Source organism: Micavibrio aeruginosavorus ARL-13, assembly GCF_000226315.1.
Classification (GTDB): Bacteria; Pseudomonadota; Alphaproteobacteria; order Micavibrionales; family Micavibrionaceae; genus Micavibrio; species Micavibrio aeruginosavorus_B.
Genome location: NC_016026.1, coordinates 1,101,720 through 1,115,998, shown reverse-complemented (window position 1 = coordinate 1,115,998; position 14,279 = coordinate 1,101,720). Strand labels below are relative to the sequence as shown.

Annotated in this window: 14 protein-coding genes; 11 read left to right on the top strand and 3 right to left on the bottom strand. The window is 55.1% G+C overall.

Translation table 11 applies throughout. The features are described from left to right. Positions 1–69: 69 nt before the first annotated feature. The 3 genes from MICA_RS05310 to MICA_RS05300 form a co-directional block, all read right to left on the bottom strand. Positions 70–1,593, bottom strand: a complete 1,524-nt coding sequence (locus MICA_RS05310) for an alanine/glycine:cation symporter family protein (protein ID WP_014102679.1) — start codon at positions 1,591–1,593, stop codon at positions 70–72. A gap of 116 nt (positions 1,594–1,709) precedes the next feature. After that, positions 1,710–2,204, bottom strand: coding sequence for a hypothetical protein (locus MICA_RS05305; protein WP_014102678.1), 495 nt, complete (start codon positions 2,202–2,204; stop codon positions 1,710–1,712). A 351-nt stretch (positions 2,205–2,555) separates the two neighbouring features. Continuing rightward, positions 2,556–3,491 carry a peptidoglycan-binding domain-containing protein gene (locus MICA_RS05300; RefSeq protein ID WP_014102677.1) on the bottom strand — a complete coding sequence of 312 codons (936 nt, stop codon included), beginning with the start codon at positions 3,489–3,491 and terminating at the stop codon, positions 2,556–2,558. 115 nt (positions 3,492–3,606) lie between these two features. On the opposite strand from MICA_RS05300, the gene miaB reads away from it, so the two are divergent. From miaB to MICA_RS05245, 11 genes are all read left to right on the top strand, one after another. Then, complete coding sequence (miaB, locus tag MICA_RS05295; RefSeq protein ID WP_041793836.1) at positions 3,607–4,950, top strand: tRNA (N6-isopentenyl adenosine(37)-C2)-methylthiotransferase MiaB; 1,344 nt, start codon at positions 3,607–3,609, stop codon at positions 4,948–4,950. Between the two features lie 91 nt (positions 4,951–5,041). Continuing rightward, complete coding sequence (locus MICA_RS05290) at positions 5,042–5,974, top strand: PhoH family protein (RefSeq protein WP_014102675.1); 933 nt, start codon at positions 5,042–5,044, stop codon at positions 5,972–5,974. Between the two features lie 209 nt (positions 5,975–6,183). Further along, positions 6,184–7,164, top strand: a complete 981-nt coding sequence (locus MICA_RS05285) for a PhoH family protein (protein WP_014102674.1) — start codon at positions 6,184–6,186, stop codon at positions 7,162–7,164. Between the two features lie 9 nt (positions 7,165–7,173). After that, positions 7,174–7,692, top strand: a complete 519-nt coding sequence (gene ybeY, locus MICA_RS05280; protein WP_014102673.1) for an rRNA maturation RNase YbeY — start codon at positions 7,174–7,176, stop codon at positions 7,690–7,692. A gap of 68 nt (positions 7,693–7,760) precedes the next feature. After that, on the top strand, positions 7,761–8,720 hold the full coding sequence (locus MICA_RS05275) for a hemolysin family protein (protein ID WP_014102672.1): 960 nt from the start codon (positions 7,761–7,763) through the stop codon (positions 8,718–8,720). A gap of 63 nt (positions 8,721–8,783) precedes the next feature. After that, on the top strand, positions 8,784–10,361 hold the full coding sequence (gene lnt / locus MICA_RS05270; protein ID WP_014102671.1) for an apolipoprotein N-acyltransferase: 1,578 nt from the start codon (positions 8,784–8,786) through the stop codon (positions 10,359–10,361). Between the two features lie 187 nt (positions 10,362–10,548). After that, a complete protein-coding gene (locus MICA_RS05265) occupies positions 10,549–11,052 on the top strand; it encodes a helix-turn-helix domain-containing protein (RefSeq protein WP_014102670.1) in 504 nt (167 codons plus the stop codon). 152 nt (positions 11,053–11,204) lie between these two features. Further along, positions 11,205–12,422, top strand: coding sequence for a methionine adenosyltransferase (metK, locus tag MICA_RS05260; protein WP_014102669.1), 1,218 nt, complete (start codon positions 11,205–11,207; stop codon positions 12,420–12,422). Next, the gene (gene trmB, locus MICA_RS05255; protein ID WP_014102668.1) at positions 12,419–13,162 is read left to right on the top strand and encodes a tRNA (guanosine(46)-N7)-methyltransferase TrmB; all 744 of its coding nucleotides are present in this window, start codon (positions 12,419–12,421) and stop codon (positions 13,160–13,162) included. The genes metK and trmB overlap by 4 nt, the downstream gene beginning before the upstream one ends. Before the next feature lie 101 nt (positions 13,163–13,263). Then, positions 13,264–13,623 (top strand): hypothetical protein, encoded by a 360-nt coding sequence (locus MICA_RS05250; protein WP_014102667.1) that lies wholly within the window; start codon positions 13,264–13,266, stop codon positions 13,621–13,623. A 127-nt stretch (positions 13,624–13,750) separates the two neighbouring features. Continuing rightward, entirely contained in the window at positions 13,751–14,263 is a 513-nt protein-coding gene (locus tag MICA_RS05245) for a ribosome maturation factor RimP (RefSeq protein ID WP_014102666.1), read from the top strand. Positions 14,264–14,279: the final 16 nt, after the last annotated feature.

The window sequence follows — 14,279 nt, the reverse complement described above, 5'->3', positions numbered from 1 at the left end:
CTTCAAGGGTTTTACCCCTTCATCCCCCGACTTATGCACGGCATTTTGGATTAGATATGGAAACAGTGGCTATTCCGCTGCCTGCACCACACCCTCACCCTTCACGCGGCGATGTTTTCCTGCAGCCAGATAGGCTTGCAAGTCTTTCTTAATCTCCGGTGCCATGATGTACAGGCCGATGATGTTCGGAATGGCCATGGACAGGATCAGCGAGTCCGTAAACCGGATCACGTTGCTGAGGTCCGAAGCGCAACCGATAATAATGAACCCGCAGAAAATCAACTTGAACGCATTTTCAACAAGGATGTGTTCGCCAAAGATAAAGGTCGACGCCTTTACCCCCAGATACCCCCACCCGATCATGGTCGAAAACGCGAACAGGAAGACGCACAAGGCCAAGAAATGATCCGCAAACGGAATGGCCGTTGAGAACGCCTTGGCCGTCAGGGTAATGCCCTGCATGCCCTGCCCGCCTTCATACACACCGGAAATGGTGATGACTAAGGCGGTGACGGAACAAATCACAATCGTATCCAAAAACGGCCCCATCATGCCCGCCAGACCTTGGCGAATGGGCTCGTTGGTGCGCGCCGTGCTTTGGATAATGGACGCAGAACCCAGCCCCGCTTCGTTCGAAAACGACGCTCGTTGCACCCCGATCAGCAACCCGCCAACCACAGCCCCCAGCCCCGCCGCGGGGGTAAAGGCATCATGGATAATCGACCATAAGGCCGCCGGAATATGCTGATAATTCATAAGGATCACAAACAATCCCGCGATCACGTACAGCAGCGCCATCATCGGCACCAGGCGGGCCGATACGTTGGCGATGGACCGAATGCCGCCGATAATCACGATCCCGGTCAAAATGGCCAGCCCCAGCCCGAACAGCCAGCCTTGCCCCGCCAGCACGCTGGCTTCCGGCCCGCCCGTGGCGTTCACGAATTGGATGAAGGTCTGGTTGGCCTGGAACATGTTGCCCCCGCCCAGCGATCCGCCGATGCAGAAGATGGCAAACACAATCGCCAGAAATTTCCCCACGGCGGGCAGGCCGCGCGCGCTGAAAATATCCTGCAGGTAATACATCGGCCCGCCGGAGATGTCGGTTTTGCCCTCTTCATTGATGAAGACACGGCGATATTTCACCCCGGCTGCAACCTCGATAAATTTCGTGGACATGCCGATGAAGCCCATCACCACCATCCAGAACACAGCACCCGGCCCACCGACGGACACGGCCACGGCCACCCCGGCAATGTTGCCGAGCCCGACCGTTCCGGCCAACGACGCCATCAACGCCTGAAAATTGGTGGTTTGGCCCGGCGCGCCCGGTTCCTCGAACTTGCCGGACACAACGTCAAAGCTGTGCTTGAACAGGCGCAAATTCACAAAACGGAAATACAGGGTAAAAATGACGCCCGCCATGACCAGCCAGATCAGGATCAGCGGCGCTTCCTTCGTCACCATTTCGCCCGCAGCGCCGGGAAGGTCGAATTTCAGCCCATAAAAGAGTGTTTTATCAAAGAAATCGGCCAGTCCGACGAAAGCGGAGTCGATCATTTTGTCGATCCCGGAGGGGGCGTGTGCCGTCATTTTCTTATAATTCCCTGTTTATCAAACTGAATCACTTGACCTAATCCGTACAGGATAGGCGCGTGAAAGGGCCGGGAACAAGCCACCCGGGCATTTAATTCACAGGGTAAAGAAACTTATTGCCCGCAAATCGGGTGGGATACCGGGTGGGACGGGAAGAAGGTGGCCGCCCATTTCTGAATATCACTGCGCCCCATCACCGATGCCTTTTGAATACGCGGCATATAGTGGTTGCAGAACAGGTCCGGGCGCATCTTTGCCGCATCCAGCGAAATCTTGTTCGCGAATGCCGTGCGCAGGGAGTTAATTTCAGCCTCGGCATCACGGGCACCGGTGCGCTTGAAATAATTCAACAATGTTGATTCATACGATGCGAACAGACCCACATTTTTGTCGGTGAACTCGCGGTATGCCTGATACAGGTTTTTCTGCCCCGCCGGGGTCATATGCTGGCAATTCAGGCCAATCACCATCAATTCGCTATGAATACGAATGGCTTGTTCTGCTTCGGCTTCCGCCTGCGTATAGCAATTTTTACCCGCCGCCTGTGCCACCGGCATGGCCAGCATCAAGGCCGCAAACACCATCACACCAAAACCAAAAACGCGCATGCGCCCACCATCCATTAAACCGTTACCGTTCACCTGAGTCTTTAACGGTATTCCATGGATATGGGCAAGGGGGATTGTGGAAGCAACCCCGGAATTAGGAATATAGTCCAGAACTCTTGTGCCCCCGCGTCACCCCCCTACGCTTGTCACAAGACAGCCAACCAAACATCAGGCCGATTTTTGATGTTACCGCTCAACCTATGGTCGGGGAGGAGGCGAAATGTGATAGCGCTTGCGTGAATACGCTGCGCCGTATTTAGGACAGTTCTTAACTCCCCGGCTGCCAGAGAAATCTGGCGGCCGTTTGATTTTCAGGGCCAAAGGAAAAACGCACACCACGTCCCGCACGCCTTACGGCATCATCATCGGCATGGATTGACGCTGCTCCTGCGCCGGACCCGCATTTTCTACGGACTGTGTCGGCGTGCCGCGCAGGACATCCAGCGCCTGTGATCCGAAGTTGGTGACAGCTTCAAAGAACGATGGTTTCAGCGGTGCAGTCTCAATTCCACCTTTGACCACCGTATGTTCCGATTTGCCCGGCAACGCGTCCGTGGCCGCCGGGTTCGACACGCCCCCAGCCAAGGCCACCTTGGCGTCGTCAAACGCTGTGGCCAGCGCACTATGCTCCGGCGACGCCCGCATGGCGATGGCGGTTTGTTCATTATATTGCCCGGTTTGCGGCAATCCGGCCTGTTGCTGGGCGTTGCGGATACGTCCCTCGATCGACCGTTGTGTTTCAATGTCCAGATCGCCCGTCTGGGTCATGCCCATGGCACCCTGAATATTCCTGACCGCGCCTTTCAGCGCGTCCATCGTGGTCCCTGACGCATGTTCCGGCGTATTGTTTTGCTGGGCCTTTGCCGCCACATCCGGCTCCGCGACGACCGGCATGGTGCAGTTCCCCACCATCTGCGCCAGTTTGGGATTATAAACCCGTTGCAAAACACCGTTTTGCTGCATCTTGTCTAGTGCGTCGGCTTCTTTCACCATGCCGCTGTCGCGCATGGCCTGAGCCGTCGCCACGTCATATTGACCGGTGGCGGGCAAGCCGTTTTGTTCCTGAATGCTGGTCATTTTCTGGTAAAAAGCGGTGCTGGTCCCCGTGCCCCACATGCCATCGGCCCGCACAGCGCCAACCGTGTCGTTCAGCATGGTCTGGACGGTCTTGACGGACGCCGCATCATTGACGACGGGCCCCTGACGGACCGAGCCGGGGTTTTCAAAGACGGCCTGAACAGCCCCCCCTTTGAAACAGTCTTTTGCATAGCTGGATAAACTTCCCAATGCCGCCCCCAGATGTAAACTCCCCCACAGTCTACGGCCCAGTCCTTAACATTACGTAAATAAAGAATAGGGGAGAACCTTGCCTCCCCGCCGCTTTCATGGTTAAAACCCCGCCATGACCGAAAACGCGACAAAAAAACTGTTTATCAAAACCTGGGGCTGTCAGATGAATGTCTATGACAGCCACCGGATGGCCGACATCCTGCACCCGCTGGGCTACCGCGCGGTGGATACGCCGGATGACGCCGATATGGTCATTTTGAACACCTGTCATATCCGTGAAAAAGCGACCGACAAGGTCTTCTCCGATCTGGGTCGTATGCGCGACCACAAGGACGAGCGCGCCAAATCCGGCAAGAAAACACTGGTCGCCGTCGCCGGATGCGTGGCCCAGGCCGAAGGCGAATTGATCATGGATCGCGCGCCCTATGTCGATCTGGTTTTTGGACCGCAGACCTATCACGAATTGCCGGAAATGGTTGTACGGGCGCTGGGCGAACGCGTGGTCAACACCGACTTCCCGGTTGAATCCAAATTCGACTCCCTGCCCGTCGACCATGTGACGCAGGACGGCCCGTCGGCTTTTGTATCCATTCAGGAAGGGTGCGACAAATTCTGCACCTTCTGCGTCGTGCCCTATACACGCGGTGCGGAATATTCCCGCCCGGCAGAGAAAATTCTGGATGAAGCCAAAACGCTGCGTGATCGCGGGGTCAAGGACATCACGTTGCTGGGCCAGAACGTCAACGCCTATCACGGCGAAGCCGCCGATGGATCAACATGGTCACTGGGCCGTTTGATTCAAGCGCTGGGTGACATTGATGGCGTGGAACGTATTCGCTACATGACATCCCACCCGCGCGACGTGGATCAGGATTTGATCGATGCACACCGCGACGTGCCCGCCCTGATGCCGTTCATGCACCTACCGGTACAAAGCGGGTCGGATGCGATTTTGAAAAGCATGAACCGCAAGCACACGGCGGATCATTACCGCGAAATTATTGCCAAGCTGCGCGCGGCCCGACCGGACATTGCGTTCTCATCCGACTTCATCGTCGGCTTCCCCGGCGAGACAGAGGCCGATTTCGAAGCCACGATGCAATTGGTCCGCGATGTGCGTTACATGTCGGCCTACAGCTTTAAATACTCCGCCCGCCCGGGCACCCCGGCGGCGAATATGCAGGGGTTGGTCCACGACGCCATTATGGATGAACGGCTGCAACGCCTGCAGGCCTTGTTGATGGAGCAGCAACGCGAATTTAACACCGCCATGATCGGCCAGACCGTTCCCGTGCTGTTCGACGGGCGTGGCCGCAAGGACGGCCAGCTTTATGGCCGAACCCCATGGAACCAGCCCATGCACGTCATGGCCCCGGCCCAATATTTCGGCCAAATCGCCCAAGTTCGGGTCAATGACGCAACCGCAACATCGATTACCGGGGAACTGGCCCAGTAATTTCTTGCATTTATTGACCTTCTTCACATAAAAACGGTACCCATACCCGGATCACACCGGGCTGGAAACCCGCAGGAAAGCGAGAAAAAAAATGGTACAGGGACCTACACAAGGCGCACGCAACGCGAACAGCACCGGCAAAGGGAATGGTCGCGGTAAAGGGAAAAACGCCGCACAAGATCAATTCAACGAAGCTGGCGGTGCATCCAACGACAACGCCAACCGCACCATGACCATTGCCGAGGCCCAAGCCGCTGTTGAGCGCGCTCTGCCGACTTTTGATGGTGGTTCCTTCAAACTGGGGCGCGAAGATATCACGCCGACCCCGGCCCAAAAGAAAATCATGCACGAAGCCCGCAACAAGGACATGGTTTTCGTCAACGGCAAGGCCGGTACAGGAAAAACATTGTTCAGCACCTATATGGCGCTGGAAGCTTTGGCCCAAGGTAAAATTGACCGGATCTGCCTGGCCACCCCGGCGGTGACAGCCGACGAAGAAATTGGTTTTCTGCCCGGCGACCTGAATGAAAAAATGATGCCGCACGTGCGCCCAATGGTTGAAACCATTGACGAACTGATCGGCAAGCCGTTGCGTGAACGTTTGATGCAGGCAGGTGTGCTGGAAATTGCGCCGCACGCATTTAACCGCGGCCGTACATACAAATATTCGTACTACCTGCTGGACGAATGCCAGAACGCATCCGCCCGTCAATTGCGCACATCCTTTACCCGTATTGGTAAAGGCTCCACCTTCATCTACATGGGTGATGATGCGCAGAACGACCGGACGGATCAGAAACGCACGGCCTTCACCGCTTATATGGAGCGCTTCTCCAACCCGGCCTATGACCGTGAAATTGGTCAGGTCCAAGTTCCGAAAACCGATTGCAAACGCCACCCACTGATCCTGAAAATGATGGAACGTGGTGACGATCTGCCGATCCCGGAACTGGAAGGTCATAAAGAACAGGCCAACACAGCCGGCCAAGTGATCCGCGAAGCCACTCCGGCCCCGAAACCGTAAGAACACAGCATATTTCATACAAAAACCCCGGCCAAAAGTCGGGGTTTTTTGCTGCGCCGCCCTAATTAATCTTATCCTTACAATTACTTGTGCTATAATTGGGGACAGAGTAACGGAGAGCGCTTATAACCACGCAAATCGAACACGACCATCTGGTTTTCAATGATAACCGCCTGCTGCCAGCCCTCTTCGGCGGGCAGAATGAGAATTTGTCGTTTCTGGAACAGGCCCTGGGGCTGGAGATCATCAGCCGCGGCAATGAAATCACCTTGATCGGCGACATTGAAAAAATCGCGCTGGGCCGCGAAATCCTGAATTTAATGTGGGGCAAGTTGAAACGCGGCGAAGACGTGGATATTCACACGGTCAGTGCCGCCTTGCGCTTTTCCGACGAGCATGCGGAGGAACAACGTTCCGCCCCGCAACACCATCACCAACGCCGCAAAACCGATCACCACAAAGATGGAAAACCCATGACATCCAGCACGCCAACCAATTTGAAAGAGCTGATCGAAACCAAGGGCCAGATTGTCACGCGCAAAAAGACCATTGCCCCGCGCGGCCCGGTTCAGGCGGCCTATATCGAAGCCATGCAAAAACACGAAGCCGTGTTCGGCATCGGTCCCGCCGGTACGGGGAAAACCTATCTGGCTGTGGCACAGGCCGTGTCGTTGTTTGAACAGGAAAAAGTGGAACGCATTATCCTGTCCCGCCCGGCGGTAGAGGCTGGGGAGCGTCTGGGCTTCCTGCCCGGTGATTTGAAGGAAAAGATTGATCCCTATCTGCGCCCGCTTTATGACGCGCTGTACGACACAATGGGCGCGGAAAAGGCAGAAAAACGCATCCTGTCCAAGGATATTGAGATTGCGCCGCTGGCCTTTATGCGCGGACGCACACTGAACCGTGCCTTCGTCATTCTGGACGAGGCGCAGAACACCACCGCGATGCAGATGAAAATGTTCCTGACCCGCTTGGGTGAAGGTTCACGCATGGTGATTACGGGCGACCCGACACAGATTGACCTGCCCAGCGGGGAAACATCGGGCCTGCTCCAAGCGATGGATATTCTGCATGATCTGCCCGAGGTCGGGTTGATCCGTTTCGGGTCCAAGGACGTGGTGCGCAGTGACCTGGTCGCTAAAATCGTCACGGCCTATGACCGTCATGACGGACGGGGCGGCGCGCGTTAAACGACCATCATGATCGATCTGCAAATTACATCGGAAAATCCCGGCTGGAACACGGATCTACCCGATTATGAATCCGTGATTGAACGGACCGTTCACGCCGTTTTTTCCACCTGCCCCGTGGCTGCCGAAATCAAGGGCAGCGTTCCATCCATCGAAATCAGTATTACGCTGAGTGATGATGAATCCGTTCGCATCCTGAACCGCGATTACCGCGGCAAGGACAAGCCCACGAACATCCTGTCCTTTGCCATGCAGGATACGGAAGACGGGTGGGAATACCCCACGCCGGGTCTTCCCTGCACGCTGGGCGATCTGGTCATCGCCCGGGAAACCCTGATCCGTGAAGCCGAAGATGAGGCCAAGAGTTTTGCTGACCATTTCACCCATTTGATCGTCCACGGCACCCTGCACCTGCTGGGTTATGACCATATCGAGGATGAGGACGCCGACGAAATGGAAGCCCTGGAAATCAATATTCTCAATGAGTTAGGGATAAAAAACCCCTATCTTCTGCCCGGTGGGGATTAAGCATACCGCCGCACGCATAGGGACTAGCATGTTGCAGTGTGGCATAATATATTAAGGCCATGTTTGAAATGACCCAAAACGACGACAACGACCCATCCGGAAGTAGACCCGGCGGGACAGGATCATCCGGATACGGATCGCACCCTTCCCGTCATGAACCGTCTGGCGATCCGAAAAAATCAATCCTGACGCACATACGATCCCTTCTGGGGTCCACCAAGGCCCCTGCGCATCTGCGCGACGATCTGGCCGAGTACGTTGCGAACACCCAAGACGATGCCAGCTTGTCCGTTGCCAATCACGAACGCACTCTGATCTCCAACGTGCTGGATTTGCGCGATATGCGCGCCGTTGATGTCATGATCCCCCGCGTCGATATTGTGGCCATCGACATTGGCATAGCAGAATCTGAACTTTTCTCCCTGCTCTCGGAAAAACAATTCAGCCGCTTTCCGGTATTTCGCGAATCTCTGGACGATGTTATCGGCACCGTGCACATCAAAGACATCCTGAGCACCACCTTGCGCAAAGAACCGCTGGTGCTGGAAAATCTGGTTCGCGATGTTCCGATTGTTTCACCGTCCATGCATGTTCTGGACCTGTTGCTGGAAATGAAACAAACACGCCGTCATATGGCGCTGGTCGTCGATGAATTTGGCGGTATTGATGGACTGGTCACCATTGGCGACATTATCGAAGCCATTGTTGGCGATGTCGAAGACGAACACAATACAATGGGGACCGACCCGACACTGACCGTCAATCACGACGGGTCCATCGTTGCCGATGGGCGGTATGATGTTGAAGAATTCGAAGAACGCTTCGGTGAATTTATGACTGAAGAAGAACGCGAAAGCATCGACACGCTGGGCGGTCTGGTTTTTGCCATCGCGGGGCGCGTGCCCAGCCGGGGCGAAATTCTGACCCACGAAGAATCCGGGATTGTCTTTGAAATCTTGGACGCCGATGCCCGCCGGGTCAAACGCCTGCGCGTTAAAAATATCAAATCGGCGGCAACATCCGACTGATAATTCGTCGGATGTGTGCGATCCCCTCTGGATCAATCGTTTTTTCCCTTTTATTGTCCGGGCATGACTTTATCGCGCCTGCACGCCATTGCTGACCGCATGATCACCCTGCCCGTCTTTGCCCGGGCGGGATTGGCGTGGCTGGCCGGGTCGCTGATGGCATTGACCATGGCACCAACATCATGGTGGCCACTCCTCTTCCCTTGCCTGTCGCTGTTTTTCATCACGTTGGTCGGGGCCCGCACATGGCGCGATGCGGCCTTCATCGGCTGGGCGTTCGGTTTTGGATTTTTCCTGTTTGGTTTGTTCTGGATCAGCAACGCCCTGCTGGTCCCCGGAAATCCTTTTATCTGGGTCTGGCCACTGGCGCTTGTTGGCCTGCCCATGGCACTGGCGTTGTTTACCGCCGTGTCGGCATGGATCATCTGGCGCTTCGCCAACTTGAAAAAATGGGATGGGTTTGCGTTTTTCTGCGCCGTGATGATTGCGGGCGAATATGCGCGCGGACATATTCTGACAGGGTTTCCATGGAACCTGTACGGCTACGCCTGGGCAGGGACATTGCCCATGGCACAAATCGCGGCACTGGTGGGACCGTACGGATTAAGCCTGATCACATTGGCCTGGGCGGCCCTGCCCGGATTTTTGATGGTTGCAAAACCAGAGCGCCGCATCGTGATAGCAGCATCACTCTCTATCATCATCACCATGGCGGCTTTGTATGGCTGGGGCGCGATGCGCCTGCATACAAACCCGACACAGTTTGCCGAGAACGCGCCCATCATTCGCCTGATCCAACCCAATATCCCGCAAGCGGACAAATGGGATCCGGAGAAGACAACACTCAATCTGCAAAAACTGATTGATGGGCTCACCCTCAATCCGCCTGTGACCGATCGCACCGTGGTTGCCGTCTGGCCGGAAACGGCGATCAGCACGCGGCTCATGTCCATTCCCGATGTACGGCTGGCGATTGCATCATCGATGAAATTGATGGGAAGCAATCCCCTCTTGCTGACCGGCATATTGATCCGCGAAGGGAACGAAACCCCATCCTACGGCAATTCACTGGTCGCATTTGATCCGGATTTACAGGTGTTGGCGCGGTTTGATAAGGCGCATCTGGTGCCGTTTGGTGAATACATGCCGTTGCAATCCATTCTGTCCATCACACCGCTCGTGCAATTCTCCGGCTTCACGCCGGGCCCGGGACCACAGACACTTACTCTGCCTGGCTTTGAATCTGCTGTGCCACCATTCAGCCCACTGGTCTGTTACGAAATCATTTTCCCGGGCGCAGTTACAGATGCAAATCATCGCCCCGCATGGATCGTGAACGTCACCAATGATGGGTGGTATGGCAACAGCCCCGGCCCGTACCAACATCTGGCACAAACAATGTTCCGCGCGATCGAGGAAGGATTGCCGATCGTGCGTTCAGCCAACAATGGTATATCGGCGATCATTGACCCCTATGGTCGTATCCTGACCCAAATCCCATATGATAAACCGGGCAGTGTTGATGTGATTCTCCCCACTAAATCACCAGAGACGCCTTTTTATGTCGCCTGGAGATATCTCCCTGTGATCTTTTTATTGATTTTAATAATATTGTGCTGCGCAATAAGGTGCCGTTTATAAGCGTTATTTGAGCAAGTACGCCAAGGGGTAGAGAATAAGACTTTCCAATACTTCCGGTTAGTTGCGCCTTTGCATCCCGCGTGCTTTTGTGCAAATCCTTGTGGGGTATTTCATATTATAGAATGCTCCTTAATCCACGAAATCATCGCATTATGTTTTCGGGACGGAAATAAAGCAGGTAAAACATATGGCAAAGATAACAACTGAAAAGAAAAGCGCGGAGAAGGTGGTTAAAAAACTTCCTACGCCTCGTCGTGGACGTGGTGGCGGATCAGATAACCCTGATCCCGTCGATGTCCATGTTGGTGCCCGCTTGCGCCAACGCCGCGGCATTCTGGGGTTCAGCCAGGAAAAACTGGCCGATGCTCTGGGACTGACCTTCCAGCAGGTGCAAAAATACGAACGCGGAACCAACCGGATCAGCGCTAGCCGCTTGTGGCAGGCCTGTCACGTACTCGACGTTCCAGTCAGCTACTTCTTCGAAGGCTTCAGCGATAAAGGCCGCGCCAAAACATTGGCCTCCGGATTGGCTGAGAGCGAGCAGCTGGGGTTCGAGGATGATCGCGATATCCTCAGCCGCAAAGAAACGCTGGAACTGGTTCGCCTGTACTACACGCTGGATGATGAAAACGCCCGCCGTAACATCATGAAAGCACTGCGTAATATGGTTGAGTTTTATCAAGAGGTGTAATCCTCTGAAATTCTGAGTATTTCTTTAAAAAAGCCGGGGGAAGTCCCCCGGCTTTTTTCATACAACTACGGCAATCACCTTGTAATTGTTGCAATGGCGAGTATCCTATTGCCCACATTTTAAAGTTCCCATTTTCACTCAGAAAGCAAGCCATGCTGAAACCCGCCCAAAACGAAAACACTCACCCACAGGGCAATACACGGCTGAAGGACTTCCTGTTCACCAGTGAATCCGTATCCGAAGGCCACCCGGACAAAATCTGTGACCAGATTTCCGATGCCATCGTTGATCGCTATTTGACATCCGATCCATACGCACGCACGGCGATCGAAACTGTTGTCACCACGGACAGCGTCATCATTGTTGGTGAAACACGCGGGCCGTCGGATATTACGCATGACGTCCTGCGTGATATTGCCAAACGCAAAATCCGCGATATTGGGTATGAGCAACAAGGCTTCGACTGGCGCACAGTCAACGTCGATGTGCGCGTACACAGCCAATCCGCCGATATTGCCGTTGGCGTTGATGCTGCCGGAAACAAGGACGAAGGCGCGGGCGACCAGGGCATTATGTTCGGTTATGCCTGCACCGAAACACCGGTCTTGATGCCAGCCGCCCTGCATTATTCCCACAATATCCTGAAATCTCTGGCTGAAGCGCGCCATTCCGGTACGCTGGCCGAACTGGGCCCGGATGCAAAATCACAAGTCACGCTGGAATATCGCGATGGCAAGCCGGTGCGCGCCACATCGATTGTCGTATCGACCCAGCACAGTGAAAAACTGTCACAGGCTGATGTCCGCGAAATGGTGCGCCCGCATGTGATGAACGTCCTGCCCGAAGGCTGGATGTGCCCGGAAAGCGAATTCTACGTCAACCCGACGGGCCGTTTCGTGATTGGTGGCCCGGTTGGTGATTCCGGTCTGACCGGTCGCAAGATTATCGTTGATACTTACGGTGGATCGGCCCCGCATGGCGGCGGCGCATTCTCCGGGAAGGACCCCACGAAGGTTGACCGTTCCGCCGCATACGCTGCGCGCTATCTGGCCAAAAACGTGGTGGCGGCAGGTCTGGCCGATAAATGCACGATCCAGCTGTCCTACGCGATCGGCGTATCCAAACCGCTGTCCGTTTACGTTGATACCCATGGCACCGGATTGGCGGACGAAGCCCGCATTTCCGCCGCCCTGCAGGAATTGATGAACCTGAGCCCGCGCGGCATCCGGGAACATTTGCACCTGAACCGTCCGATCTATGCCCGCACTGCCGCTTATGGCCATTTTGGCCGTGAACCAGACGCCGATGGTGGTTTTAGTTGGGAAAAGATTGACCTCGTCGATGCTTTGCGCCAAAAACTGGGCGCATGAGCACAGACAAACAGCGTAACGACACAAACCTGACCATTCCGCATACGGATGTTGACCGTGATAAACGCCGGCTTTATGGCCGCCGTCAGGGTCGCCCGTTAAAACCCGAACGCGCCAGCGTTCTGGACAGCCTGTTGCCGCAATTGCAGATTCAACCCGACGCCCTGAAACCGGCATCCCTGCGCGATGTGGATTTGTTTGGTCGCGCCTTTACCGGCGGCATGTGGTTTGAAATTGGCTTTGGCAATGGCGAACATGTCGCCGCCCTGCACCGCCAACACCCGGACACCGCCTTCATCGGCGCAGAGCCCTTTATCAACGGCATGTCCGCCTTCCTGAAAGATATTCAGGACGACGACACCGCCAACGTCCGCGTGTGGATGGATGATGCCATTTTGGTTGTCAATGCACTGGCTGATCAAACACTGGATGGCATCTACGTCCTGAACCCGGACCCATGGCCGAAAAAACGCCATTACAAACGCCGCATCATCAGCCCCGAAAATCTAAACCGCTTTGCCCGTGTTTTAAAACCTGGCGGCATGCTGATCATGGCCACCGATGTCGATGATCTGGCGGAATGGATGCGTGATCAAGCCGAAGCCCACCCGGCCTTTACCTGGACCGGCCATCCGGCGGACCTGCACACCATGCCCGAAGGCTGGATCCCCACACGGTACGAAGAAAAGGGCCGCGCCGCCGGACGGGTGCAAACCTATCTGCTGTACAAGCGGGCATAAATCCAACCATATCCCTTTGTATATAAAGGCATTTTTCTTGCGTTCTTGAGCTTGGTTATATTAGAATTACGTAAAGTACACTGCGTAACCGAGCAAACGTCATGGCATCGCCACCTTTTGATTCACGGCCTGAACAGGTTTTTGATTACCCGGAATACGGGTTTTTCCTGAAAACCGGGCAGCCGCAAGCCCAAGCCCAGTTCCCAAGCCGTCTGCGCCGTCAGGGGCGAAAACCCGTTCCGGCCCATAATATCGGGCTGGCCTGTCTGCCCTATCACCTTCTGGAACAAGACGAATTGGCCGTTTTAAAGGCCCGCGCCCTGCCTGCGGACGACAACAATATCTCGATTGTTTTCGACACCGCCGCCCAAGGATTGCTGGTCATCGACATGCTGACCCACGGGGCCTTGCACGTTGACCTCAAGCTGGTGCGGTGGGGGGCAAAGCCCTCACGGCGCTAAAACCCACAAAAATATCTTGCCAAACAGGGGAATCAGACCTATAACCCTTGCAAAATCCCAGGTTAGTAGAGGGGTGGGCCCAAAAAAGCCCGCCTTTTTTGTTGCCCGGAATCAACAAGGACAAACGATGCGCCAAACGCCGCAAGAACAACGAATTACCGCACTGATCGAACCGGTCATCGCCGAAAAAGGCTTCGAGCTGGTCGCTGTGCGCATGCTGAGCGAAGACGGAATGCAAATCCTGCAGATCATGGTCGAAGATCCGGCCACCCGCACGATCGGCGTTGATGATTGCTCTGCCATCAGCCGCGCCCTCAACGCGCTGCTGGAAGTTGAAGATCCGATCAGCGCTGCCTACCGTCTGGAAGTCAGTTCACCGGGCATTGACCGTTTACTGACCCGCGAAAAAGATTTTATCGATTTCGCCGGACTGGACACCAAGATTGAAATGGACATGCCGATTGACGGACAGAAACGTTTCCGTGGCGTAACACAAGGGATCGAGAATGGCGCAGTCATCCTCGAAACCGAAGATCAAGGCCGCATTGCCCTGCCCTTAAGCGGTATCGCGAAAGCAAAATTGGTCATGAACGACGAGTTAATCGAAGCGATGCAGAAACGCATCAAAAAAGCAGTTTAATTGAATACACACTAAA